Source organism: Streptomyces taklimakanensis (genome assembly GCF_009709575.1).
GTDB classification, from domain to species: Bacteria; Actinomycetota; Actinomycetes; order Streptomycetales; family Streptomycetaceae; genus Streptomyces; species Streptomyces taklimakanensis.
Genome location: NZ_WIXO01000001.1, coordinates 3,571,287 through 3,596,210 on the forward strand (window position 1 = coordinate 3,571,287; position 24,924 = coordinate 3,596,210).

General features: G+C 70.0%; 29 protein-coding genes. 25 read left to right on the top strand and 4 right to left on the bottom strand.

All coding sequences use genetic code 11. The features are described from left to right. The 12 genes from rplO to truA all read left to right on the top strand — a co-directional run bounded on the left by rplO (position 1) and on the right by truA (position 9,305). Positions 1-456 (top strand): 50S ribosomal protein L15, encoded by a 456-nt coding sequence (gene rplO / locus F0L17_RS15935; protein WP_155071600.1) that lies wholly within the window; start codon positions 1-3, stop codon positions 454-456. Between the two features lie 586 nt (positions 457-1,042). After that, positions 1,043-2,359, top strand: coding sequence for a preprotein translocase subunit SecY (secY, locus tag F0L17_RS15940; RefSeq protein ID WP_162466263.1), 1,317 nt, complete (start codon positions 1,043-1,045; stop codon positions 2,357-2,359). Further along, a complete protein-coding gene (locus F0L17_RS15945; protein WP_155071601.1) occupies positions 2,359-3,027 on the top strand; it encodes an adenylate kinase in 669 nt (222 codons plus the stop codon). Before secY ends, F0L17_RS15945 begins: the two co-directional genes overlap by 1 nt. 177 nt (positions 3,028-3,204) lie before the next feature. Continuing rightward, a complete protein-coding gene (gene map, locus F0L17_RS15950; RefSeq protein ID WP_155071602.1) occupies positions 3,205-4,041 on the top strand; it encodes a type I methionyl aminopeptidase in 837 nt (278 codons plus the stop codon). A gap of 236 nt (positions 4,042-4,277) precedes the next feature. Further along, a complete protein-coding gene (gene infA, locus F0L17_RS15955) occupies positions 4,278-4,499 on the top strand; it encodes a translation initiation factor IF-1 (RefSeq protein ID WP_003948620.1) in 222 nt (73 codons plus the stop codon). A gap of 59 nt (positions 4,500-4,558) precedes the next feature. After that, entirely contained in the window at positions 4,559-4,672 is a 114-nt protein-coding gene (rpmJ, locus tag F0L17_RS15960; RefSeq protein ID WP_003956441.1) for a 50S ribosomal protein L36, read from the top strand. Between the two features lie 203 nt (positions 4,673-4,875). Next, the gene (gene rpsM, locus F0L17_RS15965) at positions 4,876-5,256 is read left to right on the top strand and encodes a 30S ribosomal protein S13 (protein WP_155071603.1); all 381 of its coding nucleotides are present in this window, start codon (positions 4,876-4,878) and stop codon (positions 5,254-5,256) included. Between the two features lie 66 nt (positions 5,257-5,322). Beyond that, entirely contained in the window at positions 5,323-5,727 is a 405-nt protein-coding gene (rpsK, locus tag F0L17_RS15970) for a 30S ribosomal protein S11 (RefSeq protein ID WP_004571845.1), read from the top strand. A gap of 28 nt (positions 5,728-5,755) precedes the next feature. Beyond that, positions 5,756-6,382 (top strand): 30S ribosomal protein S4, encoded by a 627-nt coding sequence (gene rpsD, locus F0L17_RS15975; RefSeq protein ID WP_155071604.1) that lies wholly within the window; start codon positions 5,756-5,758, stop codon positions 6,380-6,382. Positions 6,383-6,518: 136 nt separating this feature from the next. Continuing rightward, positions 6,519-7,541, top strand: coding sequence for a DNA-directed RNA polymerase subunit alpha (locus tag F0L17_RS15980; RefSeq protein ID WP_093660637.1), 1,023 nt, complete (start codon positions 6,519-6,521; stop codon positions 7,539-7,541). 196 nt (positions 7,542-7,737) lie between these two features. Next, the gene (gene rplQ / locus F0L17_RS15985) at positions 7,738-8,289 is read left to right on the top strand and encodes a 50S ribosomal protein L17 (RefSeq protein WP_155071605.1); all 552 of its coding nucleotides are present in this window, start codon (positions 7,738-7,740) and stop codon (positions 8,287-8,289) included. A 128-nt stretch (positions 8,290-8,417) separates the two neighbouring features. Then, positions 8,418-9,305: a tRNA pseudouridine(38-40) synthase TruA gene (truA, locus tag F0L17_RS15990; protein WP_162466264.1), complete on the top strand. Its 888-nt coding sequence runs from the start codon at positions 8,418-8,420 to the stop codon at positions 9,303-9,305. 39 nt (positions 9,306-9,344) lie between these two features. Here truA and F0L17_RS15995 read toward each other — a convergent pair whose 3' ends face one another. Next, entirely contained in the window at positions 9,345-10,262 is a 918-nt protein-coding gene (locus F0L17_RS15995; protein WP_155071606.1) for a sulfotransferase domain-containing protein, read from the bottom strand. 258 nt (positions 10,263-10,520) lie between these two features. Here F0L17_RS15995 and F0L17_RS16000 point away from each other — a divergent pair, with 258 nt between their 5' ends. The 3 genes from F0L17_RS16000 to F0L17_RS16010 all read left to right on the top strand — a co-directional run bounded on the left by F0L17_RS16000 (position 10,521) and on the right by F0L17_RS16010 (position 12,667). Continuing rightward, the gene (locus F0L17_RS16000; protein ID WP_155071607.1) at positions 10,521-11,444 is read left to right on the top strand and encodes a D-alanyl-D-alanine carboxypeptidase family protein; all 924 of its coding nucleotides are present in this window, start codon (positions 10,521-10,523) and stop codon (positions 11,442-11,444) included. 214 nt (positions 11,445-11,658) lie between these two features. Next, positions 11,659-12,288: a restriction endonuclease fold toxin-2 domain-containing protein gene (locus F0L17_RS16005; protein WP_338018266.1), complete on the top strand. Its 630-nt coding sequence runs from the start codon at positions 11,659-11,661 to the stop codon at positions 12,286-12,288. 10 nt (positions 12,289-12,298) lie between these two features. Beyond that, positions 12,299-12,667, top strand: a complete 369-nt coding sequence (locus tag F0L17_RS16010) for a hypothetical protein (protein WP_155071609.1) — start codon at positions 12,299-12,301, stop codon at positions 12,665-12,667. Positions 12,668-12,767: 100 nt separating this feature from the next. Here F0L17_RS16010 and F0L17_RS16015 read toward each other — a convergent pair whose 3' ends face one another. Beyond that, entirely contained in the window at positions 12,768-14,018 is a 1,251-nt protein-coding gene (locus tag F0L17_RS16015; RefSeq protein WP_338018101.1) for a tyrosine-type recombinase/integrase, read from the bottom strand. Between F0L17_RS16015 and F0L17_RS16020 the strand changes: the two genes are divergently transcribed. The 3 genes from F0L17_RS16020 to F0L17_RS16030 all read left to right on the top strand — a co-directional run bounded on the left by F0L17_RS16020 (position 13,998) and on the right by F0L17_RS16030 (position 15,330). Beyond that, the gene (locus F0L17_RS16020) at positions 13,998-14,216 is read left to right on the top strand and encodes a type II toxin-antitoxin system HicB family antitoxin (RefSeq protein WP_155071610.1); all 219 of its coding nucleotides are present in this window, start codon (positions 13,998-14,000) and stop codon (positions 14,214-14,216) included. The two genes, F0L17_RS16015 and F0L17_RS16020, sit on opposite strands and share 21 nt — an antisense overlap. 35 nt (positions 14,217-14,251) lie before the next feature. Further along, positions 14,252-14,437 carry a type II toxin-antitoxin system HicA family toxin gene (locus F0L17_RS16025; protein ID WP_338018102.1) on the top strand — a complete coding sequence of 62 codons (186 nt, stop codon included), beginning with the start codon at positions 14,252-14,254 and terminating at the stop codon, positions 14,435-14,437. A 512-nt stretch (positions 14,438-14,949) separates the two neighbouring features. Beyond that, complete coding sequence (locus tag F0L17_RS16030) at positions 14,950-15,330, top strand: hypothetical protein (protein WP_155071612.1); 381 nt, start codon at positions 14,950-14,952, stop codon at positions 15,328-15,330. A 322-nt stretch (positions 15,331-15,652) separates the two neighbouring features. On the opposite strand, the gene F0L17_RS16035 is transcribed toward F0L17_RS16030, so the two are convergent. Beyond that, positions 15,653-16,525 carry a hypothetical protein gene (locus F0L17_RS16035; RefSeq protein ID WP_155071613.1) on the bottom strand — a complete coding sequence of 291 codons (873 nt, stop codon included), beginning with the start codon at positions 16,523-16,525 and terminating at the stop codon, positions 15,653-15,655. Positions 16,526-16,579: 54 nt separating this feature from the next. On the opposite strand from F0L17_RS16035, the gene F0L17_RS16040 reads away from it, so the two are divergent. The 4 genes from F0L17_RS16040 (at position 16,580) to glmM (ending at position 21,063) form a co-directional block, all read left to right on the top strand. Then, positions 16,580-18,199 carry an ABC-F family ATP-binding cassette domain-containing protein gene (locus tag F0L17_RS16040; RefSeq protein WP_155071614.1) on the top strand — a complete coding sequence of 540 codons (1,620 nt, stop codon included), beginning with the start codon at positions 16,580-16,582 and terminating at the stop codon, positions 18,197-18,199. A gap of 252 nt (positions 18,200-18,451) precedes the next feature. After that, positions 18,452-18,895, top strand: coding sequence for a 50S ribosomal protein L13 (rplM, locus tag F0L17_RS16045; RefSeq protein WP_162466266.1), 444 nt, complete (start codon positions 18,452-18,454; stop codon positions 18,893-18,895). Positions 18,896-18,934: 39 nt separating this feature from the next. Beyond that, positions 18,935-19,438: a 30S ribosomal protein S9 gene (gene rpsI, locus F0L17_RS16050; protein WP_162466267.1), complete on the top strand. Its 504-nt coding sequence runs from the start codon at positions 18,935-18,937 to the stop codon at positions 19,436-19,438. A gap of 266 nt (positions 19,439-19,704) precedes the next feature. After that, a complete protein-coding gene (glmM, locus tag F0L17_RS16055) occupies positions 19,705-21,063 on the top strand; it encodes a phosphoglucosamine mutase (RefSeq protein ID WP_162466268.1) in 1,359 nt (452 codons plus the stop codon). A gap of 37 nt (positions 21,064-21,100) precedes the next feature. Here the strand turns inward: glmM and coaA are convergent, their stop codons facing one another. Then, entirely contained in the window at positions 21,101-22,084 is a 984-nt protein-coding gene (coaA, locus tag F0L17_RS16060) for a type I pantothenate kinase (RefSeq protein WP_338018267.1), read from the bottom strand. 254 nt (positions 22,085-22,338) lie between these two features. On the opposite strand from coaA, the gene F0L17_RS16065 reads away from it, so the two are divergent. From F0L17_RS16065 to F0L17_RS16075, 3 genes are read left to right on the top strand one after another with little or no spacing between them, the layout of a single operon-like run. Continuing rightward, on the top strand, positions 22,339-22,614 hold the full coding sequence (locus F0L17_RS16065; RefSeq protein WP_155071617.1) for a hypothetical protein: 276 nt from the start codon (positions 22,339-22,341) through the stop codon (positions 22,612-22,614). Positions 22,615-22,650: 36 nt separating this feature from the next. Beyond that, entirely contained in the window at positions 22,651-24,498 is a 1,848-nt protein-coding gene (glmS, locus tag F0L17_RS16070; RefSeq protein ID WP_155071618.1) for a glutamine--fructose-6-phosphate transaminase (isomerizing), read from the top strand. A gap of 40 nt (positions 24,499-24,538) precedes the next feature. After that, positions 24,539-24,907: a holo-ACP synthase gene (locus F0L17_RS16075; RefSeq protein ID WP_162466269.1), complete on the top strand. Its 369-nt coding sequence runs from the start codon at positions 24,539-24,541 to the stop codon at positions 24,905-24,907. Positions 24,908-24,924: the final 17 nt, after the last annotated feature.

Consider the following 24,924-nt stretch of genomic DNA (forward strand, 5'->3'; position numbering starts at 1 on the left):
ATGGCGGAGCAGAAGCCGCTGAAGGTCCACAACCTCCGGCCGGCCCCGGGCGCCAAGACCGCCAAGACCCGTGTCGGTCGTGGTGAGGCGTCCAAGGGCAAGACCGCGGGACGTGGCACCAAGGGCACCAAGGCCCGCTACCAGGTTCCGGAGGCCTTCGAGGGCGGGCAGATGCCGCTGCACATGCGGCTGCCCAAGCTGAAGGGCTTCAAGAACCCCTTCCGCACCGAGTACCAGGTCGTCAACCTGGACAAGCTGGCGGCCCTGTACCCCGAGGGTGGCGAGGTCACCGTCGAGGACCTGGTCGCCAAGGGCGCGGTGCGCAAGAACCAGCTCGTGAAGGTCCTGGGCAACGGGGAGATCTCCGTGGCGCTGCAGGTGACCGTCGACAAGGTCTCCGGCTCCGCCAAGGAGAAGATCACCGCGGCCGGTGGCACCGTCACCGAGCTCGTCTGATCGGAGCGGCCGGCAGGCCGCACCACGAAGGGCCGGGCGTCCCCGTCGAAGGGGGCCCGGCCCTTCGCCCTTCCTCCCCGCCGGCCGTCGCCGGGCCGAGGTCCCCGGTGCCGTGGAGCGTCCCGAGCTCCTCCGGGGACGTCCTCGGGGTCCGTCGAGGCCCGACTTCTCGGATGCGACCGGGAGCGGTCGGGGCGCGGGCATGGCCGAAAAGCGACGCCCCGAATCGAACGCCCGACCGCCCGTCACGGACGGACGAGTGGTCCCGGATCCGGGAGCCGTCGGTGACCGGCGCCTTTCCCACCGCCCCGACCCGCCCCGGTGGTCCCCACCGGGAAGGGACGGCGGGGACGCGTACGGGTGTCCCCGCGGAAGGGGAACGGAGCGTGGGAATCCGGCCTCCGGGCCCGTTACGCCGGCGGTCGGAGTAGTCCCGGTACGTAGTTCCGTGTCACGGCCGTCGCCTGTAGGGTGGCCAGCGCTGTTACTCTCCCTGGAGGTCTGCCCTCGGCAGGCCCCCACCCACGTATCCGATCCTTCAACATATCGTCACCTTCCGCGCGATGCGGGAGACGCAGGAGGTACCGTGCTCAGCGCGTTCGCTCGGGCTTTCCAGACGCCCGACCTCCGCAAGAAGCTGCTGTTCACGCTGGGCATCATGGTGCTCTTCCGGCTGGGAGCCCACATCCCGGTCCCGGGAGTCAGCTACCAGAACGTCCAGGTTTGCGTCAAAGAGGCCCAGGGCGGGCAGTCCGACCTTTTCGGCCTGGTGAACATGTTCAGCGGTGGCGCGCTGCTGCAGTTGACCATCTTCGCGCTCGGGATCATGCCGTACATCACGGCGAGCATCATCCTGCAGCTGCTGGTGGTGGTCATTCCCAGGCTGGAGGCCCTCAAGAAGGAGGGACAGTCCGGTCAGGCGAAGATCACGCAGTACACCCGTTACCTCACCGTGGCGCTCGGCGTCCTCCAGGCCACCGGTCTGGTGGCGACGGCCCGCAGTGGCAGCCTCTTCGCGCAGTGCAGTGTCCGTGACCAGATCATCCCGGACGACTCGATCTTCACCACCATCAACATGGTGATCGTGATGACCGCCGGCACCACGCTGATCATGTGGCTGGGCGAGTTGATCACCGACCGCGGCATCGGCAACGGCATGTCGATCCTGATGTTCGTCTCGATCGCGGCGGGCTTCCCCGGCTCCCTGTGGGCCATCAAGCAGCAGGGCGACCTGGCGGACGGTTGGATCGAGTTCGGCATCGTGGTCCTGTGCGGCCTGGCGATCGTCGCGCTCGTGGTCTTCGTCGAGCAGGCGCAGCGCCGCATCCCGGTGCAGTACGCCAAGCGCATGATCGGGCGCCGCTCCTACGGCGGCACCTCCACCTACATTCCGCTCAAGGTCAACCAGGCGGGTGTGATCCCCGTGATCTTCGCCTCGTCGCTGCTCTACATCCCGGCGCTGATCGTCCAGTTCAGCAATTCCCAGGCGGGTTGGGCGGACTGGGTCAGGAACAACCTGCAGGCGCAGGACGCGCCGATCTACCTGGTCACGTACTTCGTCCTGATCGTCTTCTTCGCCTTCTTCTACGTCGCCATCTCCTTCAACCCCGAAGAAGTGGCCGACAACATGAAGAAGTATGGTGGGTTCATCCCGGGCATCCGGGCCGGTCGCCCCACCGCGGAGTACCTGAGCTACGTGCTGAACCGCATCACGTGGCCCGGTTCGCTCTACCTGGGACTGATCGCCATGGTGCCCACCGTCGCGCTGGTGATGTTCAACGCGGATCAGAACTTCCCGTTCGGCGGGACCAGCATCCTGATCATCGTGGGTGTCGGTCTGGAGACCGTGAAGCAGATCGAGAGCCAGCTTCAGCAGCGCCATTACGAAGGGTTCCTCCGCTGATGCGAATCGTCCTCGTCGGACCGCCTGGCGCGGGCAAGGGCACGCAGGCCGCGTACCTGGCCGAGAACCTGTCCATCCCGCACATCTCCACGGGCGACCTCTTCCGTGCCAACATCGGCCAGGGCACCCGGCTCGGGCAGAAGGCGCAGGAGTACATGCGGGCCGGACAGCTCGTACCCGACGAGATCACGATCGGCATGGCCAAGGACCGCATGGAGCAGCCGGACGCCGCCGAGGGGTTCCTCCTGGACGGCTTCCCGCGGAACATCGCCCAGGCGGAGGCGCTGGACGGCATCCTGAGCGAGGCCGGCACGGCACTCAACGCGGTGCTGGACCTGGAGGTCCCCGAGGACGAGGTCGTGAAGCGGATCGCCGGACGGCGGATGTGCCGCAACGACAGCGGCCACATCTTCCACGTCCAGTACAACCCTCCGAAGACCGAGGGCGTCTGCGACGTCTGCGGCGGCGAGCTCTACCAGCGCGAGGACGACCACGAGGACACCGTCCGCAAGCGGCTGGAGGTCTACCACACCGAGACCGAGCCGATCATCGACTACTACAAGGCCCAGGGCCTGGTCGTGACGATCTCGGCGCTCGGCAAGGTGGCGGAGGTCACCCAGCGCGCCATGGAGGCGCTCGGGCGCGGCCCCGAGGCGTCTCGCGCGTAGCGCGCGGGGCCCGACGGGGCCCCGAAGAGGAACGGCGAGAAGGCCGCGGTGCCCCCACGGGCCCCGCGGCCGTATCGTGTAGGGAACGGCCCGGCGGTACGGCGATCGTGTGGCACCGCGGTACCGGGTCGGGCGTACGTTGTCGTGTGAACCGCAAGCTGGAAGGCGTCGGCCGTCATGGTGGAGATCAAGACCCCCGAGCAGATCGCGAAGATGCGCGCGGCCGGGCTGGTCGTCGCCGCGATGCACGCGGCGTGCCGCAAGGCGGCGGTGCCCGGCGCGACGACCAAGGACCTGGACGAGGTCGCCGCGAAGGTCCTCGCCGACCACGGCGCCAAGCCGAACTTCCTCGGCTACGGCGGTTTCCCCGGCAACATCTGCACCTCGGTCAACGACGTCGTCGTCCACGGCATCCCGAACCGGGAGACGGTCCTGGAGTCCGGCGACATCATCTCCATCGACGCCGGCGCGATCGTCGACGGCTGGCACGGCGACGCGGCGATCACCGTCTTCGTCGGCGAGGGGCACGCGCCCGAGCTCCACGAGCTGAGCCGGGTCACGGAGGAGTCGATGTGGGCCGGCATCGCCGCCATGCGCAAGGGCAACCGCCTGGTGGACGTCTCCAAGGCGATCGAGGGCTACATCCGCCGACAGCCGCGTCCGGCCTCCGGCCGCTACGGGATCATCGAGGACTACGGCGGCCACGGCATCGGCAGCCAGATGCACATGGACCCGCACCTGTTGAACTACGTCGACCGCCGGCGCGGCCGCGGCCCGAAGCTGGTGCCGGGCATGTGCCTGGCGATCGAGCCGATGGTCAGCCTGGGCACCGCCAGGACGCACGTCCTGGAGGACGAGTGGACGGTCAAGACGGACGACGGCTCCTGGGCGTGCCACTGGGAGCACTCCGTGGCGTTGACGGAAGAGGGCCCGCTGGTGCTCACCGCGCCGGACGGCGGCAGGGCCAAGCTGGCCGAGTACGGGATCACCGCCGCCCCCGACCCGCTGGACTGAGGGCGGACGGCGGACCGGCCGGCCCGCCTCCCGGCTCCGTTGCCGGCCCCTCGTACGCCGTCACGCCCAAGCGGGACATCCCTCCGGAACCGCATAAGAGTCCCCCGGACTGGGCATACATCCCCGATTAGTTTTTCGCCGGAGCCTGACGTAGACTGGCTCGTCGGTCCATGTGTGCCTGCGCGCACCCACGGGCTGATCCAGGTAGCCGATCCCGGAAGGTGAAGCGCTCAAGCATGGCCAAAAAACAAGGGGCCATCGAGATCGAGGGCACCGTCGTCGAGTCTCTCCCGAACGCGATGTTCAAGGTGGAGCTCCAGAACGGGCACCAGGTCCTCGCGCACATCAGCGGCAAGATGCGGATGCACTACATCCGTATCCTTCCCGACGACCGTGTCGTGGTGGAGCTGTCTCCCTACGACCTGACGCGCGGGCGGATCGTCTACCGCTACAAGTAGATCTCGCCTCCCCCCACTCCCCGTGGGGCGGTGGCCTGACCCGGAGAACCTCACATCCCATGAAGGTCAAGCCGAGCGTCAAGAAGATCTGCGACAAGTGCAAGGTGATCCGCCGCCACGGCCGGGTCATGGTCATCTGCGACAACCTGCGCCACAAGCAGCGCCAGGGCTGACGCTCGACCTCGCCTCGCACCTCTCGCGGTTCTTCGCGCGACGCAAGCGACATGTAGATACGCAGACACCCGACCCCCCGCCGTGACACCTGTTACCGCCGGTGGGGACGACACCCCCGGACGGAGGCCGGGGACCCGGCTCGTACATCGCTACGGGAACGGTGCTGCGGAAGACCTCCGACAAGAAACCAGGAGCCACGTTCATGGCACGCCTCGAAGGCGTTGACCTCCCGCGCGACAAGCGTGTGGAGGTCGCCCTCACCTATGTCTTCGGCATCGGTCGCACGCTCTCCCAGCAGACGCTCGCGAACACCGGTGTGAACCCGGACACCCGCGTCCGCGACCTGACCGAGGAAGAGCTCGTCAGGATCCGCGAGTACGTCGAGGCCAACATCCGCACCGAGGGCGACCTCCGCCGCGAGATCCAGGCCGACATCCGCCGCAAGGTCGAGATCGGCAGCTACCAGGGCCTGCGCCACCGTCGTGGTCTGCCCGTCCGGGGCCAGCGCACCAGCACCAACGCCCGGACCCGCAAGGGCCCGCGTCGCGCGATCGCCGGCAAGAAGAAGCCGGGCAAGAAGTAGTCCGCACCGGACACACCGACAGTGGTCCGGATGTAGGACCGACCACCTCCACGGGAGAAATTTTCTATGCCTCCGAAGGGCCGTACGGCCGGCGCCAAGAAGGTGCGCCGCAAGGAGAAGAAGAACGTCGCCCACGGGCACGCTCACATCAAGAGCACGTTCAACAACACCATCGTTTCCATCACCGATCCCACCGGCAACGTGATCTCCTGGGCTTCGGCCGGTCACGTGGGCTTCAAGGGCTCCCGCAAGTCGACGCCGTTCGCCGCGCAGATGGCCGCCGAGTCGGCCGCCCGTCGCGCGCAGGAGCACGGCATGCGCAAGGTCGACGTGTTCGTCAAGGGTCCCGGCTCCGGCCGTGAGACCGCGATCCGCTCCCTCCAGGCCACCGGCCTCGAGGTCGGTTCGATCCAGGACGTCACCCCGACCCCGCACAACGGCTGCCGCCCGCCGAAGCGTCGCCGCGTCTGAGCCAGGCTGAAGTAGGAGATACACGAACATGGCGCGTTACACCGGGGCCGACTGCAAGCGTTGCCGTCGGGAGAAGCAGAAGCTCTTCCTCAAGGGAGCCAAGTGCGAGAGCGCTAAGTGCCCGATCGAGATCCGTCCTTACCCCCCGGGTGAGCACGGGCGCGGGCGCACCAAGGACAGCGAGTACCTGCTGCAGAAGCGTGAGAAGCAGAAGGCCGCTCGCATCTACGGAGTCCTGGAGAAGCAGTTCCGCGGGTACTTCGACGAGGCGAACCGCAAGCAGGGCAAGACGGGTGAGAACCTGCTGCAGATCCTCGAGTCCCGTCTGGACAACGTGGTCTACCGGGCCGGCTTCGCCAAGTCCCGCGACCACGCCCGTCAGCTGGTGAGGCACGGGCACATCATGGTGAACGGCCGCAAGACCGACATCCCGTCGGCTCGCGTCGCTCCCAACGACATCGTCGAGGTCCGTCCCTCCTCCCGTACCCTGACCCCCTTCCAGGTGGCCCAGGCGGAGGCCGGCGACAAGACCGTGCCGGCGTGGCTGGAGGCCATCCCCTCCAAGCTGCGGATCCTCGTCCACTCGCTGCCCGAGCGCCAGGTGATCGACACCCAGGTGCAGGAGCAGCTGATCGTCGAGCTGTACTCCAAGTAATCCGGAGTACCGGCTCACGGTCACGGGCGGTGCGGCCCGCACGGGTCGCGCCGCCCGTACCCTTGTAGTGCAAACCGGGCTCCCGCCCGGTGCTCGGCATCAAATAGCGGTTGCCGAAGACTGGAGGCACATCCCCATGCTGATCGCTCAGCGTCCCTCACTGACCGAAGAGGTCGTGGACGAGTTCCGTTCCCGGTTCGTGATCGAACCGCTGGAGCCGGGTTTCGGCTACACCCTCGGCAACTCCCTGCGTCGCACGCTCCTCTCCTCGATCCCCGGTGCTGCCGTGACCAGCATCCGGATCGACGGCGTCCTGCACGAGTTCACCACCGTGCCGGGCGTCAAGGAGGACGTCACCGACCTGATCCTCAACATCAAGAGCCTGGTTGTCTCCTCGGAGCACGACGAGCCGGTCGTGATGTACCTGCGCAAGCAGGGCCCGGGTCTGGTCACCGCCGCCGACATCGCCCCGCCGGCCGGCGTCGAGGTGCACAACCCCGACCTGGTCCTCGCCACGCTGAACGGCAAGGGGAAGCTGGAGATGGAGCTGACCGTCGAGCGCGGTCGCGGCTACGTCTCCGCGGTGCAGAACAAGCAGGCCGGCCAGGAGATCGGCCGCATCCCGGTCGACTCCATCTACTCGCCGGTCCTCAAGGTCACCTACAAGGTCGAGGCGACCCGTGTCGAGCAGCGCACCGACTTCGACAAGCTGATCGTCGACGTCGAGACCAAGGAGTCCATGCGTCCCCGTGACGCCATGGCGTCCGCCGGCAAGACCCTGGTCGAGCTGTTCGGCCTGGCCCGCGAGCTGAACGTCGACGCCGAGGGCATCGACATGGGCCCGTCCCCGACGGACGCCGCGCTCGCCGCCGACCTGGCCCTGCCGATCGAGGAGCTGGAGCTGACCGTCCGCTCCTACAACTGCCTCAAGCGCGAGGGCATCCACTCGGTGGGCGAGCTGGTGGCCCGCTCCGAGGCGGACCTGCTCGACATCCGCAACTTCGGCGCCAAGTCGATCGACGAGGTCAAGGCGAAGCTGGCCGGCATGGGCCTGACCCTGAAGGACAGCCCGCCCGGATTCGACCCGACCGCCGCCGCGGACGCCTTCGGCGCCGACGACGACGCGGACTCCGGTTTCGTCGAGACCGAGCAGTACTGAGGCACCCGAGGTCTCACGCCGGACGGCACCGACACCGGTACCCGACGGCACCCCCGACCGGGCGCGGCCCCGCCGCGCCCGGTCGGCCCACGCTTCCGGGCCGCACCGCGCGTCCCGGGCTCCGGCGGGCACAAGCCCGTGCGGACACTGACACCGGTACCTGACACGGCCGGTGCAGACAGAGAGGTAAGAGATCATGCCGAAGCCCACCAAGGGCGCCCGCTTCGGCGGGAGCGCCGCGCACGAGAAGGCCATGCTGGCGAACCTCGCCACCGCCCTCTTCGAGCACGGCCGCATCACCACCACCGAGGCCAAGGCCCGCCGGCTGCGCCCGGTGGCGGAGCGTCTGATCACCAAGGCGAAGAAGGGCGACCTGCACAACCGTCGCCAGGTGATGCGGACGGTCCTCGACAAGAGCGTCGTGCACACGCTCTTCACGGAGATCGGCCCCCGCTACGAGAACCGTCCGGGCGGCTACACCCGCATCACCAAGATCGGCAACCGTCGTGGCGACAACGCCCCGATGGCCGTCATCGAGCTGGTCGAGGCGCTGACCGTGCAGCAGGAGGCCGTCGGCGAGGCCGAGGCCGCCACCAAGCGCTCGGCCAAGGACACCGCGGGCGACGAGGCCGCGACGAGCCTGAAGAAGGACGAGGCCGCCGAGGCCACCGAGGCCACCGAGGCTCCGGCCGAGGAGAAGGCCGAGGAGTCCACCGAGGCCCCGGCCGAGGAGAAGAAGGACGCCTGAGGCTCCCCTCCACCGAGTGCCACGAGCACGACGCGACGGACCCGTCTCCCCTCCCGGGAGCGGGTCCGCCGCCGTATGGGCCCCCGCGGTCCACCCCCACCCCCAGGCCTTTCGAGAGGAACGACGGCGTGAGCGACGAAGTGGAACCCGGACGGGTCCGGGTCCGGCTGGACCTGTCGTACGACGGCAGGGACTTCTCAGGCTGGGCACGGCAGCGCGGTCGGCGCACCGTGCAGGGCGAGCTGGAGGAGGCGCTACGGATCGTGACCCGCTCACCGGAGGCCTTCGAGCTGACGGTCGCGGGCCGCACCGACGCCGGCGTGCACGCCCGGGGGCAGGTGGCCCACGTCGACCTGCCCGAGGAGCTGTGGGAAGCGCACCGGGACAAACTGCTGCGCCGGCTGGCGGGGCGGCTGCCGCACGACGTGCGGGTCCACCGGGTCACCGCGGCCCCACCCCACTTCAACGCCCGTTTCTCGGCGATCTGGCGCCGCTACGCCTACCGGGTCTGCGACCACCCGGGCGGAGTGGACCCGCTGCTGCGCGGCCATGTGCTGTGGCACGACTGGCCGTTGGACGTGGACGCCATGAACGAGGCGGCACGGCGGTTGCTGGGGGAGCACGACTTCGCCGCGTACTGCAAGCGGCGTGAGGGAGCCACGACGATAAGGACGCTCAGGGAGCTGCGCTGGGAGCGGCGGGCGGACGGCGTCGTGGAGGCACGGGTCGTCGCCGACGCCTTCTGCCACAACATGGTGCGCTCGCTGGTCGGCGCGCTGCTCTTCGTCGGAGACGGCCACCGTCCGCCCTCCTGGCCCGGCGAGGTGCTGGCCGCGGGGGTACGGGACTCGGCTGTGCACGTGGTGCGGCCGCACGGCCTCACCCTGGAGGAGGTCGGCTACCCGGCCGACGACCTGCTGGCGGCGCGCAACGCGGAGGCGCGCAACCGGCGCACACTGCCGGGCTCGGGGTCGGGTACGGGCTCGGGTACGGCAGTGGTCGCCGGCTGCTGCTGACCGGTGGCCGGCCGGTGGGGCGGCCGGTGGGGTCGTCCCCTACGCGTCGCGGGCCAGCCAGGCGCGCAGATCGGCGGGGAGCGGTTCGAGCGCCGCGCGGTACAGGGCCAGGTCCTCCTCGGTGACGCGACCGTGCCACTGCCCGCTGTGGCCCCTGTGGAAGAACCGGAACGAGGCGGCCGCGGCCCCGATCGTGTCCTCGCCGAAGATCCGGTCCTGCCCGGCGCGCATGTCGGAGAAGGTGCACGCCGCCACCAGCTCGGGCCAGCGCTCCTCGTCCACCGGGATGTCCAGGAACGCGCTGACACGGCGCATCTGGCCGTCCAGGTCGTCCAACATCTCCTGGTAGTGGAGGAAGAGGACGTTGGGCGCGTCGCGGTGCCGCCACCACGACTCCAGATGGCGGGTGGGCGAGTTGAACGGCCAGCCGTCCGACTCCCACGGGAAGGCGCTGCGGGTGAAGTAGCCGTGCCAGAACTCCCGGACGTCCTCGGACACCGGCGGATGGACCGGGGTGTGGACGTCGTCGCCGCTGGGGCCGGGCGGAAGGTGCTCGGCCGCCCGGCTCGTGCCCATCGCGTGGTTGTGGGCGGACACGGCGGCGTCCCGCAGATCGCGACCGACGACCAGGTAGGACACCTCGGGGTGGATCGGCAGGGCGTCCATCGGCAGGTGGGTCTTGATGAACCGCCGGTGCCGCTGCCGCTCCAGCGTCGCCAGCGCCTGGTCCAAGGGCGCGAAGGCGCAGTCCAGCCAGGGGCTGATCTCCATCAGGGGCGCCGGGAGGTCGGTGCTCTGGAAGACCAGGACCGAGGTGATCCGCTGGGTCCAGGTGGTGCCCACCTTGGGGGGCGTCGAGATGACGATGTCGCCGGGCCGTGGTCGGTAGTGGTCCCAGTACGTGCTGTCGGTGAAGAAGCTCCGGTACGTGCGCTGAGGAACCGTCTGTGTGCGCATGGTGAGATTCTCCGCCGCGTGTCGCCTCCCGCTCAACACCGCCCTGACGGGCCGCCCCGCTCCGGAGGGAGCACCGACCGGCGGACGAACCACCGAGGCGCGCGACCGGCGCACGCCCCCGGGCGCCGGTCGCGCGGTGGCCGAAACAGCACGCTGTCACCGGTTTGGCCGGTTTCGGCGCGCAACCACCGCCGCCGCTCCGTCGTCCAGTAATCGGGCTCGCGCCGTGCGGGCCGACGACAGACGACGGAGCGTCCATTGAGACTTCGAACGAGGGGGACCCGCCGGGCGGGCGTGGTGGTGGCGACGGCCGGTGCCGTACTCGCCGCGGGGCCGTTGGCGGCACCCGCGCAGGCGGCCGGAGGGCCGTCCGGGACGGTCGCCAAGGGCGCGTTCCTGTTGGACGGCGGCACGGGCAGGGCCCTGTGGGGCAAGGGCGCCGACACCCGGCGCGAGACCGCCAGCACCACCAAGATCATGACCGCGGCGGTCGTCGTCACCACCAAGGGCGTCGACCTGAACCGCAAGGTCACGATCAAGAAGGCCTACCGCGACCACGTCGCCAAGTACGGCGCCAGCACCGCGGACCTGAAGACGGGCGACAAGCTCACCGTGCGGCAGCTGCTGTACGGGTTGATGCTCCCCTCCGGCTGCGACGCGGCCCACTCGTTGGCGGACACCTTCGGCAGCGGCGACACGACGGCCGCCCGCACCAAGTCGTTCATCGCCAAGATGAACAAGAAGGCCGCCGACCTGGGGATGAAGAACACGAGGTTCGACTCCTTCGACGGCATCTCCACGACGGGCAGGAACCACTCGACCCCGCGCGACATGGCGAAGCTGGCGCGGCACGCGCTGGCGAACCCCACGCTCGCGACGGTGGTCAAGTCCACCAAGACCGTCCAGAAGGCCACCAACGGACGTACGTACACCTGGTACAACACCAACAAGCTGCTCGGCGCGTACAAGGGCGTGATCGGCGTCAAGACCGGCACGGGCACCAAGGCCGGCCCCTGTCTGGTCTTCGCGGCCAGGCGTGACGGGCGCACGGTCGTCGGCGTCGTCCTGGGAAGCTCCGACCGCTACCGGGACGCGACGAGGATGCTCGACTGGGCCTTCAAGCAGAAGACGGCCACCAGGCCGGCCCTGCGTGTGCTCCCGCCGGGGGCACAGCGGGACTGACCCCGCTCCCGCGCCACCCCTCCCGCCGCCCCGGGGCCTCGCCGCCCCGGGGCCTCGCCGCCCCGGGGTCGGTCGCCTCCCGCCTCATTCGCCCGGCGCTGCTTCGACCCCCAACTCCTACGGGCCGGAAGTGGGGCAGTCGGCCGGAATCCGGCCGGGGTAGAAGGGCTTCGCCGACCTCACCATCACCACCGACGAGGGCGCCGCGGCGCTGATCTCCGCCACGACTCACCCGTTCTGGGCGGAGTCCGAGCAGGAGTGGATGGAGGCCGGCGACCTCAAGCCGGGGATGACCCTCCCTCCGGACGGCGACACCGTCACGCTCACCGGCATCCGCCACTTCGAAAAGCGCCGGCGCACCCACGACCTCACAGTCAGCGACATCCACACGTACTATGTGCTGGCGGGACAGACTCCGGTCCTTGTGCACAACTGCAATACGTCGTATCAATTGTCGCTTGATACGCGAGCCGCAGTCGGTAGTGGAAATACACAGGCTTACCAGATTGCACACACTGGGGCGACCGAATACCGTGCCGTCGGTGGCGGAGAGAGGGTCTGGGCCGACGGTTTCGATCGAAACACCGGAGAACTTCTCGATGCCAAATTCATCGAGAAGCCTGGCCGCAGTCCGTTCATTCCGGGATCAGGTATCCCCGGTTTCATTCGAAGCAAGATCGCGGCCAAGACTGACGATGAGTTCAGGAGATATGCTGCCGTGATCAATGATCCCTCCAACCCTCTGACGGGACTGCGGGTGATCACCAACCATTCAGGCGCGGTGCCATACTTCCAAGGATTGATGCAGCAGCATGGCATCCCTGGGTCTGTGGTCGTGAGATAGGAGCAGGTCAGTGACGTACCTCGCCGTCTTTGAGAGCGATACGTGGCGTTTGGAGCGAGATGCTCTGGCGCGAGCCCTTGCCAGCGACTGGCCGCAGGCTCAGATGAAGCTGGCTTCCCCGGGAGCTGCGGGGTCCGAGGTTCGCGATGTGGAATGGACCTACCGCTCTGAGCTGGGCGAGCTGGAGGGATACGCGCACGCGGATGGTCAGGGAATCTACCTGGAAGGGCCCATTGAGGTCGTGGCCGACTTTGTGGTCTGGTATCGCGGACTCGTGCCCGCTGAAGAGCAAATCGTCTTCTGCGATGACTCGTACAGCTTCGACGGGGTGGTTCCATCGAACGCATCAAGAGGAGACATTGTGGCGCTTGCGGAGTAAGGGGCTCTGCTTCGTGGAGTGAGGTAAGAGTCCGAGAGGCCCTGCTGGGGGAAATCCAGCAGGGCCTCTCGGGCGTCTGACGGCAACGCTGACGGCAACGTCAGCGGACGATGGCTGCGGCGGGTGGGTCGTCGTGGTCGCCGTCGGTCGGGCTGAGGGCATTGCCGAGGGTGTCGATGGCCTGGCGTTGGAGGCGGGGGCGGACGTGGGCGTAGACGGTGGCGGTGACGCCGATGTGGGCGTGGCCGAGGAGTTCCTTGATGACGACGAGTTCGACGCCTTGCTCCAGGAGGAGCGTCGCGGCGGTGTGGCGGAGATCGTGGAACCGGATGCGGCGGAGGCCCGCGTGGTGGAGGAGGGTGGTGAAGGCGCGGGTGAGGTTGGTGGGGTCGATGGGTCGGCCGGTGGGCGTGGTGAATACGTAGCCGCCCTCCTGCCACTTGTCCCCGACAGCCGCCCGTTCCTGTTCCTGGCGCAGCCGATGTTCCTGCAGCGACCGTATGCAGGCGGTGGGGAGGGTGATGCGGCGTTCGGAGCTGGTGGTCTTCGTCGGCAGGGTGGCGAGCCCTCGGCTGCTGGTGCGCTGGAGGGGCCGACGGACACTGGCGGTGCCGCCGTTCAGGTCGAGGTCGGTCCAGTGGAGGCCGAGCATTTCGCCCTTGCGGAGCCCGGTGTGGAGTGCCAGGTCGAAGAGGGCGTGGAGACGGTGGTCTTCGGCGGCTTGGAGGAGTTGTCGGGCCTCGGCGGCCGTGAGCGGCTCGGTGCGCTTGGGACGGGGTGTGCCGGCGGGGACGTTCCGGGCGACATTGCGGGGGAGTTCGTCCTCGCGGACGGCGTGCTGGAGCGCGGACTTCAAGACGGAGTGGACGTAGCTGACGGTCAAGGGTGAGAGCCGTTTGCCGCAGCAGACCTCGGCCGAGCAGCAGAGGCCCTGGGTGTCCAGTTCGCGTGTGCAGCACTGGCACTGGGTGCGGAGCTGGTCGAGGAGGGCGCGGACGTCCTTGGTGGTGAGCCTGCCGAGCTTCTTCCTGCCCAGGATGGGGGTGATGTAGAGGCGGGCGGTGGTGCGGTAGCGGGTGTGGGTGGTCTCGCGGAGCTGGTGGACGGCGATGTTGTCGAGCCAGTGCCGCAGGTACACCTCGACGGTGCAGTCGGCGGCCGGGGCGGGCAGCCCGCGGTTGCTGGCGGCCATACGCTCGGTCAGCTTGTCCACGGCCTCCTTCCACGTGGTGCCGTAGACGCGGGTGCGCTTGCGGGTGCCGCTGGTGGTGAGGATGTAGCCAGCGGCTTCCCAGCGTCCGTCCTTGCGCGGGCGTGCCAGACTGGCGGCATGACGACTGACGCACTGCACCTGACCGCCGCGATCACCCACGAAGGCGAGTGGTACGTGGCGCGCTGCCTCCAGGTCGAGGTCACCTCGCAGGGAGAGACCATCGAAGAGTCTCTGGAGAACCTCCGCGAAGCGCTGGAGCTCTACTTCGAGGATGCTCCTGCCCCGGAAGTCACCGACGTGATCACCGCTCCTGTTGAAGTGCGACGCGCCGCATGAGCCCCGCCGTCCCCACGGACCTTTCCGGAGCGGCAGTGGTCAAAGCCCTGGAGCGGGGCGGGTTCGAGCACATCTCCACCCGCGGAAGCCATGCCAAGTACCGCAGCGGCGAGCGGACCGTCATCGTCCCGCTCCATCGCAGCCTTGCACCTGGCACCCTCCGCTCCATCCTCCGTCAGGCCGACTGGACCGTGGAGGACTTTGAGGAGCACCTGAAGTAGCGCCGCCTCTCGGTTCTGACGGCAACGCTGACGGCAACCGGACCCGCCAACGGCGGACGCCGGCGGACCTCCACGGATCTACAGACCGGCGCTGACCTGCGAAAATGCGGGTGAGAAGGGTCCGTCCAGCATACGTACTATGTGCCGGCGGGCGAGACTCCGGTACTCGTTCACAATGCAACGCCGGGCCAGAAGTGCGATCTGACGCTGGGTGCTGGTCCGAATGCCCGCGAGGGAGTAGGGCTGGAGAACGGCGACATTGAGGCAGATGGCGTTCGAGATCTGGTCAACGAATCCGGAAATAAGTACGGCTGCCACACTTGCGATGCCACGACCCCGGGCACCAAGGACGGGGACTGGATTCCAGATCACCAGCCGCCGTCTAGTCTCGTCGCTCCAGGGTCTCCTCAGACGGCGTATCCTCACTGTCTGCCCTGCGCTAGACGGCAGGGTGGAGTTGTCTCACAACTTTCACAGGGAAAGAGTAAGAAGGAATGGTAGCTAATAGCCCTGTGGTTGCATTCCTGGCGAAAATCGAGCACGGCTGCCTGATCCTGCAGGACGTGGGAAGTGACGACGACGTCAGCGACTGGGACCCGGCGTCGAGCAGCTGGTATCGAGAGGGCAGTTCACTCATCTTCGGTGTTCAGGCCAGTGTCGACGGTCCTGTCGAATGCGAGATATGGAAGTCGGCTCCGCCTGTGGTGCTTCCTGCGAACCTCTTTGAGGTGTCGCTCCCGTGTCCGTCCGGGTGGCTCGTATTGCACGATCCGAACGAATACACCCGAATGCAATTCACGGGATTCCGCGGCTCTGTGATCTGTTCGGTAATGGTGGATGATCTGCAATTTCCGTCAAAGGTTCAGATCTTGCTGAGAGGTGAAGGCAAGTAGCTTCTTGACGTTCGCAGGAACGGGCGAGGCTCTATTCGAGGGTCTCGCCCGTTCCTCGCATGCGGCGTGAGGGCGTCGTTCCGCTGGGGATGTCGACCTTCCCGCGTCATTTCGAACTGTAAAGGCGAAGCCCCGTCAGGTGCGTCCTGACGGGGCTTCTGCGTGGGGTGACGGCAGTAGTTGACGGCAACGTCAGCGGACGACGGCTGCCGTGGGTGGGGCGTCGAGGGCGTGGCCGGGGGTTCCGGTTCAGGCGCGCCGCGGTGGCGGGTCGCCCCGGGGCGCGGGAGTGGGCGCGTGCGCGACCTGTGGGGGCGTTCCGTCAGTCGCCCGCGACCGAGGCCGCCGCCTGGTCCCGGCCGCGCTGGACGATGCGGGCGAAGGCGTGGTCCGCCGCGTCGCGTCCGGCCTGGCGGGCGGCGGTGTCGGCGGAGGTCACGTCCTTGCCGCTGGTGTGGCCGGAGATCGTGAAGTAGGCGTAGCGGCCCAGGGCGTTGGCCGAGGTGTGGCACGTCACACCGCGGCAGAAGGTGGGGACGCCCGCGCCCGGCAGCGAGGCGATGTTCGGCTCGGCCTGCTCCTTGGCGCCGGCCGCCGCCCGCGCACTGTCGAAGACCGCGACGCCGACGGTGGCGGCGACCCCGCCGCGCCGGTACGTCACCCGGATCAGCTCCCGGCAGCCGTTGTTCGTCAGCACCGCGCCGAGCGCGCCCTGGGTGCCGGCGGCACAGTTGCCGGTGGAGTGGGTGGCGCCCTTGGCGTACTCACGGCCGCCGGTCGTCATCGAGTCGCCGGGGAAGAGGGTGGCGGCGTCGAGCGGCGCGGTGTCCCGCTTCGGGTCGGAGAGGATCTCGCGCGGGTCCGGCGGCGGGGGAGGCGGCGGCGCGGAGGAGAAGGTCGGCTCCGGCTGCTCGGGGTCGGGCGGCGCGGTCTCGACGGCCGAGGACGACGCCGCCGACGGCCGGTCGGACGTCTCGCTGTCGGAGCCGCTCTCGCTGACGACGGCCGTGGCGACGATCGCGGCCACCACGGCGGTGGCCAGTGCTCCGCCGCCGATCACCAGCAGGCGGCGGCGCCGGGCGCGCCTGCGCTCGCTCCGCTCGGCGAGCGCGGCCCAGTCCGGCGTGGACGGCGGTCCCTGCGGTCCGGTCGGTCCCCCCGGGCCCCGGCCCGGTCCCCCCTGCCCAAAGCTCATGGGCGCATCATATTCGGTTGCCCCGACCCCCCTGCCCCGGTCAGAGTCGGGTGCATGGGACATGTGGAGGCGGCGCACCTGGAGTACTACCTGCCCGATGGGAGGGTGCTCCTGAACGACGTCTCGTTCCGGGTCGGCGAGGGTGCCTCGGTGGCCCTGGTGGGGGCCAACGGCGCCGGCAAGACGACGCTGCTGCGGCTGATCGCCGGTGAGCTGAAGCCGCACGGCGGCACGGTGACGGTCGGCGGCGGGCTCGGGGTGATGCCGCAGTTCGTGGGGTCGGTGCGGGACGAGCGCACGGTGCGCGACCTGCTGGTCTCGGTGGCCCGGCCGCGGATCCGCCAGGCGGCGGAGGCGGTGGACGCCGCCGAGCTGAAGATCATGGAGGTCGACGACGAGGCCGCGCAGATGCAGTACGCGCAGGCGCTCGCCGACTGGGCCGAGGCCGGCGGCTACGAGGCCGAGACGGCGTGGGACGTGTGCACCACCGCCGCCCTGGGCGTCCCGTACGAGAAGGCGCAGTGGCGGAAGGTGCGCACCCTGTCGGGCGGCGAGCAGAAGCGGCTGGTGCTGGAGGCCCTGCTGCGCGGCCCGGACGAGGTGCTGCTGCTGGACGAGCCGGACAACTACCTCGACGTCCCCGGCAAGCGGTGGCTGGAGGAGCGGCTGGGCGAGACCCGCAAGACGGTCCTGTTCGTCTCCCACGACCGGGAGCTGCTGGCGCGGGCGGCGGAGAAGATCGTCAGCGTGGAGCCGGGCCCGGCCGGGTCGGACGTGTGGGTGCACGGCGGCGGCTTCGCCACGTACCACCGGGCGCGCAGGGAGCGCTTCGCCCGCTTCGAGGAGCTGCGCAGGCGCTGGGACGAGCAGCACGCCCAGCTCAAACGGCTGGTGAACACCCTCAAGCAGAAGGCCGCCTACAACGACGGGCTCGCCTCCCGCTACCAGGCGGCGCGCACCCGGCTGCGGAAGTTCGAGGAGGCGGGGCCGCCGCAGGAGCCGCCGCGCGAGCAGGACATCCGGATGCGGCTGCGCGGCGGGCGCACCGGGGTGCGGGCGGTCACCTGCTCCGCCCTGGAGCTGACGGGGCTGATGAAGCCGTTCGACCTGGAGGTCTTCTACGGCGAGCGGGTCGCGGTGCTCGGCTCCAACGGCTCGGGCAAGTCGCACTTCCTGCGGCTGCTGGCCGGCGGCGACGTGGCGCACACGGGGGAGTGGAAGCTGGGCGCCCGGGTGGTGCCCGGCCACTTCGCCCAGACCCACGCGCACCCCGAACTCCAGGGGCGCACCCTGCTGGACATCCTGTGGACCGAGCACGCCAGGGACCGGGGCGCGGCGATGTCCGCGCTGCGCCGCTACGAGCTGGACCGCCAGGCCGAGCAGCCCTTCGACAGACTCTCGGGCGGCCAGCAGGCCCGCTTCCAGATCCTGCTGCTGGAGCTGGCCGGATCGACGGCGCTGCTGCTGGACGAGCCGACCGACAACCTGGACCTGGAGAGCGCCGAGGCGCTCCAGCAGGGGCTGGAGGCGTACGAGGGGACGGTGCTGGCGGTGACGCACGACCGCTGGTTCGCCCGTTCCTTCGACCGCTTCCTGGTCTTCGGCGCGGACGGGCGGGTGCGGGAGGTGCCCGAGCCGGTCTGGGACGAGGGCCGGGTGGCGCGGGCGCGCTGAGGGGGTCGCGCGGGGGGTCGAGGGGGCGCTCGCCGAGGGGCGTTTTGACCCGTGCGGAGGACGGCCGGTATCCTGCTGGTTCGTTGTGCGTATTGGCTTGCTCGTTCTCACGTGAGAGGCCGTTACGCCTGGTCCACCTGGACGATGACCAGCGACCCGCATCGGCTTGCGTCACCGACGCGTGGTCAGGGCTGTCGTGATCTCCGGTGACCTTGTCAGGAAACACTCACTGAAGAAGCGAAGGCTACGACCGTGCGTACGTACAGCCCCAAGCCCGGCGACGTCCAGCGTCAGTGGCACGTCATCGACGCCACCGACGTCGTCCTGGGCCGTCTGGCCTCCCAGGCCGCCACCCTTCTGAGGGGCAAGCACAAGCCGGTGTACGCGCCGCACGTTGACGCTGGTGACTTCGTCATCATCATCAACGCCGACAAGGTGCACCTCTCCGGCAACAAGCGGACCCAGAAGCTGGCCTACCGCCACTCCGGCTACCCGGGCGGTCTGCGGTCCGTCCGCTACGACGACCTGCTCCGCAACAACCCGGAGAAGGCCGTGGAGAAGGCCGTCAAGGGCATGCTCCCGAAGAACTCCCTGGGCCGTCAGATGCTCTCGAAGCTGAAGGTCTACGCGGGCGAGAACCACCCGCACGCCGCCCAGCAGCCGGTTCCGTTCGAGATCACCCAGGTCGCGCAGTAGTCCGGCCACCACCAAGACTGAAGAGAGCTGAGGAGAACCGTGGCCGAGACCACCGCCGAGACCCCGATCGAAGAGGTCGAGCAGTACACCACCGAGACGCCCGAGGGGGTCGAGGAGTACTCCACCGAGTCCCTCGCGTCCCGTTTCGGTGAGCCCCAGCCGGGTGCCGGCACCGGGCGTCGCAAGAACGCCATCGCCCGCGTGCGCATCGTGCCGGGCAGCGGCCAGTGGAAGATCAACGGCCGCACCCTTGAGGCCTACTTCCCGAACAAGGTCCACCAGCAGGAAGTCAACGAGCCGTTCAAGGTTCTGGAGCTGGACAACCGCTACGACGTCATCGCCCGCATCAGCGGCGGTGGCATCTCGGGTCAGGCCGGCGCCCTGCGCCTGGGCGTGGCCCGCGCGCTGAACGAGGCGGACGTGGACAACAACCGCGGTCCGCTGAAGAAGGCCGGCTTCCTGACCCGCGACGCCCGCGCGGTCGAGCGGAAGAAGGCCGGTCTGAAGAAGGCCCGCAAGGGCACGCAGTACAGCAAGCGTTGATCGACGCCATACCTGTACGCGTTCGCGGAAGCCGCTGATGAGCGCCCCGACAGCACCGTCCCGGTGTGTCGGGGCGCTCGTCTTCCGGCCACCGGCCGCCACCGCTCGACCGCGGTCCGTCCGCGCCGGCGTCCGGCCCCCGGTGGGGCGTACGGCGGCACGCCGGGGGCGCGGCCGTGCCGCCGGCGCGCCCCAAGGGCGTATATCTGGATGAACCGGGCCCGCGGCGTGCCCGGACCCTCAGCTCGGAACTCGGAGGAACCACGGTGGGACGACTCTTCGGTACGGACGGTGTGCGCGGGGTCGCCAACGCCGACCTGACCGCCGAAATGGCGCTCGGTCTGTCGGTCGCGGCGGCGCACGTGCTCGCCGAGGCGGGCACGTTCAAGGGTCACCGCCCGGTGGCGGTGGTCGGACGTGATCCGCGCGCGTCCGGGGAGTTCCTGGAGGCCGCCGTGGTGGCCGGACTGGCCAGCGCGGGCGTGGACGTGCTCCGGGTGGGCGTGCTGCCGACCCCGGCCGTGGCGTACCTGACCGGCGCGCTCGGCGCCGACCTGGGCGTGATGCTCTCGGCCAGCCACAACCCCATGCCCGACAACGGCATCAAGTTCTTCGCCCGCGGCGGCCACAAGCTCGCCGACGAGCTGGAGGACCGCATCGAGCAGGTCTACCGCGAGCACGCCTCCGGCGAGCCGTGGGACCGTCCCACGGGCGCCGGCGTGGGCCGCGTCAAGGAGTACGACGAGGGCTTCGACAAGTACGTCGCCCACCTCGTCGGCGTGCTGCCCAACCGGCTCGACGGACTCAAGGTCGTCATCGACGGCGCGCACGGCGCGGCGGCCCGGGTCTCCCCGGAGGCGTTCGCACGGGCGGGCGCCGAGGTCGTCACCATCGCCACCGAACCCGACGGCGTCAACATCAACGACGGCTGCGGCTCCACCCACCTCGACGGCCTGCGCGCGGCCGTCGTCGAGCACGGCGCCGACCTGGGCGTGGCGCACGACGGCGACGCCGACCGCTGCCTGGCCGTGGACGCCGCCGGCGAGGAGGTCGACGGCGACCAGATCCTCAGCGTGCTGGCGCTGGGGATGAAGGAGACCGGAGCGCTGCGGAAGAACACCGTGGTGGCCACGGTGATGTCCAACCTGGGCTTCAAGCTCGCCATGGAGCGCGAGGGCATCGAGCTGGTCCGGACGGCCGTCGGCGACCGCTACGTGCTGGAGGAGATGAAGCGCGGCGGCTACTCGCTGGGCGGCGAGCAGTCCGGGCACGTCATCGTCCTGGACCACGCCACCACCGGCGACGGCACCCTGACCGGCCTGATGCTGGCCGCGCGGGTGGCCGCCACCGGCCGCCCCCTGGCGGAGCTGGCGGGCGTCATGGAGCGCCTGCCGCAGGTGCTGATCAACGTGCCGGACGTGGACAGGAGCCGGGTCGGTTCCTCGGCCCGGGTGGTCACCGCCGTGAGCGAGGCCGAGCGGGAACTGGGCGAGACGGGTCGGGTGCTGCTGCGCCCCTCCGGCACCGAGCCGCTGGTGCGGGTGATGGTCGAGGCGGCCGACCTGGAGCAGGCCCGCGCGGTGGCCGAGCGGCTGGCCGACGAGGTCAAGTCGGCGCTGGGCTGACGGCCCCGCGCCGCCGCGCCCGGGGCCGCCGGCCGGGTCAGAGCTTGCGCAGCGACAGGCGCTGGACCTTGTGGTCCGGCCCCTTGCGCAGGATCAGGCCGGCCCGGCCCCGGGTGGGGGCGATGTTCTCCTCCAGGTTCGGCCGGTTGATCGTCCGCCAGATCCCGCGCGCGTACTCCAGCGCCTCCTCCTGGGACACCTGCGTGTACCTGCGGAAGTAGGAGGAGGGGTTCTGGAAGGCCGTCTCGCGCAGCTTGCGGAAGCGGCCCAGGTACCACCGCTCGATGTCCTCGGTGCGGGCGTCCACGTAGACGGAGAAGTCGAAGTAGTCGGCGACCGCGAGCCGGGTCCGCCCGTCCCTGCCGGGCAGGGCGGGCTGGAGGACGTTCAGGCCCTCGACGATCAGGATGTCGGGGCGGCGCACCGTCAGCACCTCGTCGGGGACGATGTCGTAGATCAGGTGCGAGTAGACGGGGGCGGTGACCTCCTCCCGGCCGGCCTTGACGTCCGCGACGAACCGGGTGAGCGCCCGGCGGTCGTAGGACTCGGGGAAGCCCTTGCGCGCCATCAGACCCCGCCGGTGGAGTTCGGCGTTGGGCAGCAGGAAACCGTCGGTGGTGACCAGCTCCACCGACGGGTGCTCGGGCCAGCGGGCGAGCAGCGCCCGCAGCAGCCGCGCCACCGTGGACTTGCCCACCGCCACGCTGCCCGCCACCCCGATGACGAACGGGGTGCCGCGCTGGGCGCCGTGCCCGCCGCCCGCGTCGCCCAGGAAGGTGTTGAGCGCGCCGCGCAGCCCGTGGGTGGCGCCGACGTACAGGTTGAGCAGGCGCGACAGTGGCAGGTAGACGTCGCGGACCTCGTCCAGGTCGATGACGTCGCCCAACCCGCGCAGCTCCTCGACCTCCTCGGCGGTCAGCGGCAGCGGCGTCTTGTCCCGCAGCGCGCTCCACTCGGCGCGCGAGAGGTCGACGAAGGGGCTGCTGTCGGACGACCGGCCGCGCCGTTGCTGTGGCGGCACCCCGGCGCCGGACGGGGCGGCGGGCGCGGAGGCGGAGGCGGCCGGGGACGCGGGGGAGCTGACGGGGGTGGACACGGGCCCCATTGTCGGTCCGCGCGTGGCCCCGCTCACGCCCGATCCCGTGTGATCAGCAGCACAGCGGCGGGGTGCCCGGACGGGGTGTACGCGGCGCCGCCCCCGCGGGTACGTTGCCCGTGTTCGCCCAGCCGTCCGCACCCGTTCCGCCCCGCGCGCCCGGCCCCGAGGATGCCCCCATGTCGTCGCCGCTCCGACGCTTCGGTCCGGCCGCTCTCCGCCGGGGCCGCCGCCGAACCCCGTCCGCCGAACCGACCCCCGCCGAGGCTCGGGCCCGGGCGCGCGCCGCCCTGGTGTGGTCGGAGCTCCTGGCGGAACTGCCCGACGAGGACCTGGGCGAGCACCCGCGCGACGCGCTGGAACTGCACCGCTGCGGCGACCGGCCGCGCCCCGAGGAGGCGGAGTACCTGGAGGTCGTCCGGGACGCCGCCGACCGGATGGCGGGAGGGCGCTGACCGTCATCCCACCCGGCGCACCGTAGGCTGCATCGCATGTGCGGAATCGTTGGTTATGTGGGAGGGCAGTCCGCCCTCGACGTCGTCATCGCGGGACTGAAGCGGTTGGAGTACCGCGGTTATGACTCGGCGGGCGTGGCCGTCCTCGCCGACGGCGGCCTGGCGGCCGCCAAGAAGGCCGGGAAGCTGGCCAACCTCGGCAAGTTGTTGGACGAGCGCCCGCTGCCGGCCGGCTCCACCGGCATCGGCCACACCCGGTGGGCCACCCACGGTGGGCCGACCGACGCCAACGCGCATCCGCACCTGGACAACTCCGGGCGGGTCGCGGTCGTCCACAACGGCATCATCGAGAACTTCGCCGCGCTCCGCGTCGAGCTGGCCGAACGCGGTCACGAGCTGACCTCCGAGACCGACACCGAGGTCGTCGCCCACCTGCTGGCCGAGAACTTCTCCTCCTGCGGCGACCTGGCCGAGGCGATGCGGCAGGTGTGCCGCCGGCTGGAGGGTGCCTTCACGCTCGTCGCGGTGCACGCGGACGAGCCGGACACGGTCGTCGGCGCCCGGCGGAACTCGCCGCTGGTGGTCGGTGTCGGCGAGGGCGAGAACTTCCTCGCCTCCGACGTCGCCGCGTTCATCGCCCACACCCGCGAGGCCATCGAGCTGGGCCAGGACCAGGTCGTGGAGCTCAAGCGGGACCAGGTGACGGTCACCGACTTCGACGGCGCGCCCGCCGAGACCCGCGCCTACCACGTGGACTGGGACGCCTCGGCCGCCGAGAAGGGCGGCTACGACTACTTCATGCTCAAGGAGATCGCCGAGCAGCCCAAGGCGGTCGCCGACACCCTCCTGGGCCGCATCGACGAGTCCGGCCGGCTCGCCCTGGACGAGGTCCACATCCCCGACCACGTGCTGCGCGAGATCGACAAGGTCGTCATCGTCGCCTGCGGCACGGCCTACCACGCCGGGATGATCGCCAAGTACGCCATCGAGCACTGGACGCGCGTCCCCTGCGAGACCGAGCTGGCCAGCGAGTTCCGCTACCGGGACCCGATCCTGGACCAGCGCACCCTGGTCATCGCCATCAGCCAGTCCGGCGAGACCATGGACACCCTGATGGCGCTGCGCCACGCCCGTGAGCAGGGCGCCAAGGTGCTGGCCATCTGCAACACCAACGGCTCGACGATCCCGCGCGAGTCCGACGCGGTGCTCTACACCCACGCCGGGCCCGAGGTCGCGGTGGCCTCCACCAAGGCGTTCCTGACCCAACTGGTGGCCTGCTACCTCGTCGCCCTCTACCTGGGCCAGGTGCGCGGCACCAAGTGGGGCGACGAGATCGACGCGGTGATCCGCGAGCTGTCCCAGATCTCCACCGAGGTGGAGAAGGTGCTGGCCACCATGGAGCCGGTGCGGGAGCTGGCCCGCTCCCTGGCCGAGAAGGACACCGTGCTCTTCCTCGGCCGCCACGTGGGCTTCCCCGTCGCCCTGGAGGGCGCGCTCAAGCTCAAGGAGCTGGCCTACATGCACGCCGAGGGCTTCGCCGCCGGCGAGCTCAAGCACGGTCCGATCGCGCTGATCGAGGACGACCTGCCGGTGGTCGTGGTGGTGCCGTCGCCGCGGGGCCGCTCCGTCCTGCACGACAAGATCGTCTCCAACATCCAGGAGATCCGGGCCCGGGGCGCGCGGACCATCGTCATCGCCGAGGAGGGCGACGAGACGGTCGTGCCGTACGCCGACCACCTGGTGCGCGTCCCCGCCACGCCGACCCTGCTCCAGCCGCTGGTGGCCACCGTGCCGCTCCAGGTCTTCGCCTGCGAGCTGGCCACGGCCCGCGGCAACGAGGTGGACCAGCCGCGCAACCTGGCCAAGTCGGTGACGGTGGAGTGAGCCCGGCCTCCGGGCTTCCGCGGGGGAGGGGAGGTCACGCGTGATCGTCGGGGTGGGAGTCGACGTCGCCTCGATCGACCGGTTCGCCGGCGCGCTGGCCCGCACTCCCCGGCTCGCCGACCGCCTGTTCACCGCCGGGGAGTGGACGCTGCCCGACGGTGAACGGCGCTCGACGGCCTCCTTGGCGGCGCGGTTCGCCGCCAAGGAGGCCGTGGCCAAGGCCCTGGGCGCGCCCGGCGGGCTCCGGTGGACGGACGCGGAGGTGGTGACCGACGCCTCCGGACGCCCCTCGCTGCGGGTGACCGGGACGGTCGCGGCCCGCGCGGCCGAGCTGGGCGTGCGGCACTGGCACGTCTCGCTCAGCCACGACGCGGGGGTGGCGACGGCCATGGTGATCGCGGAGGGGTGATCGCGGAGGGGTGACCG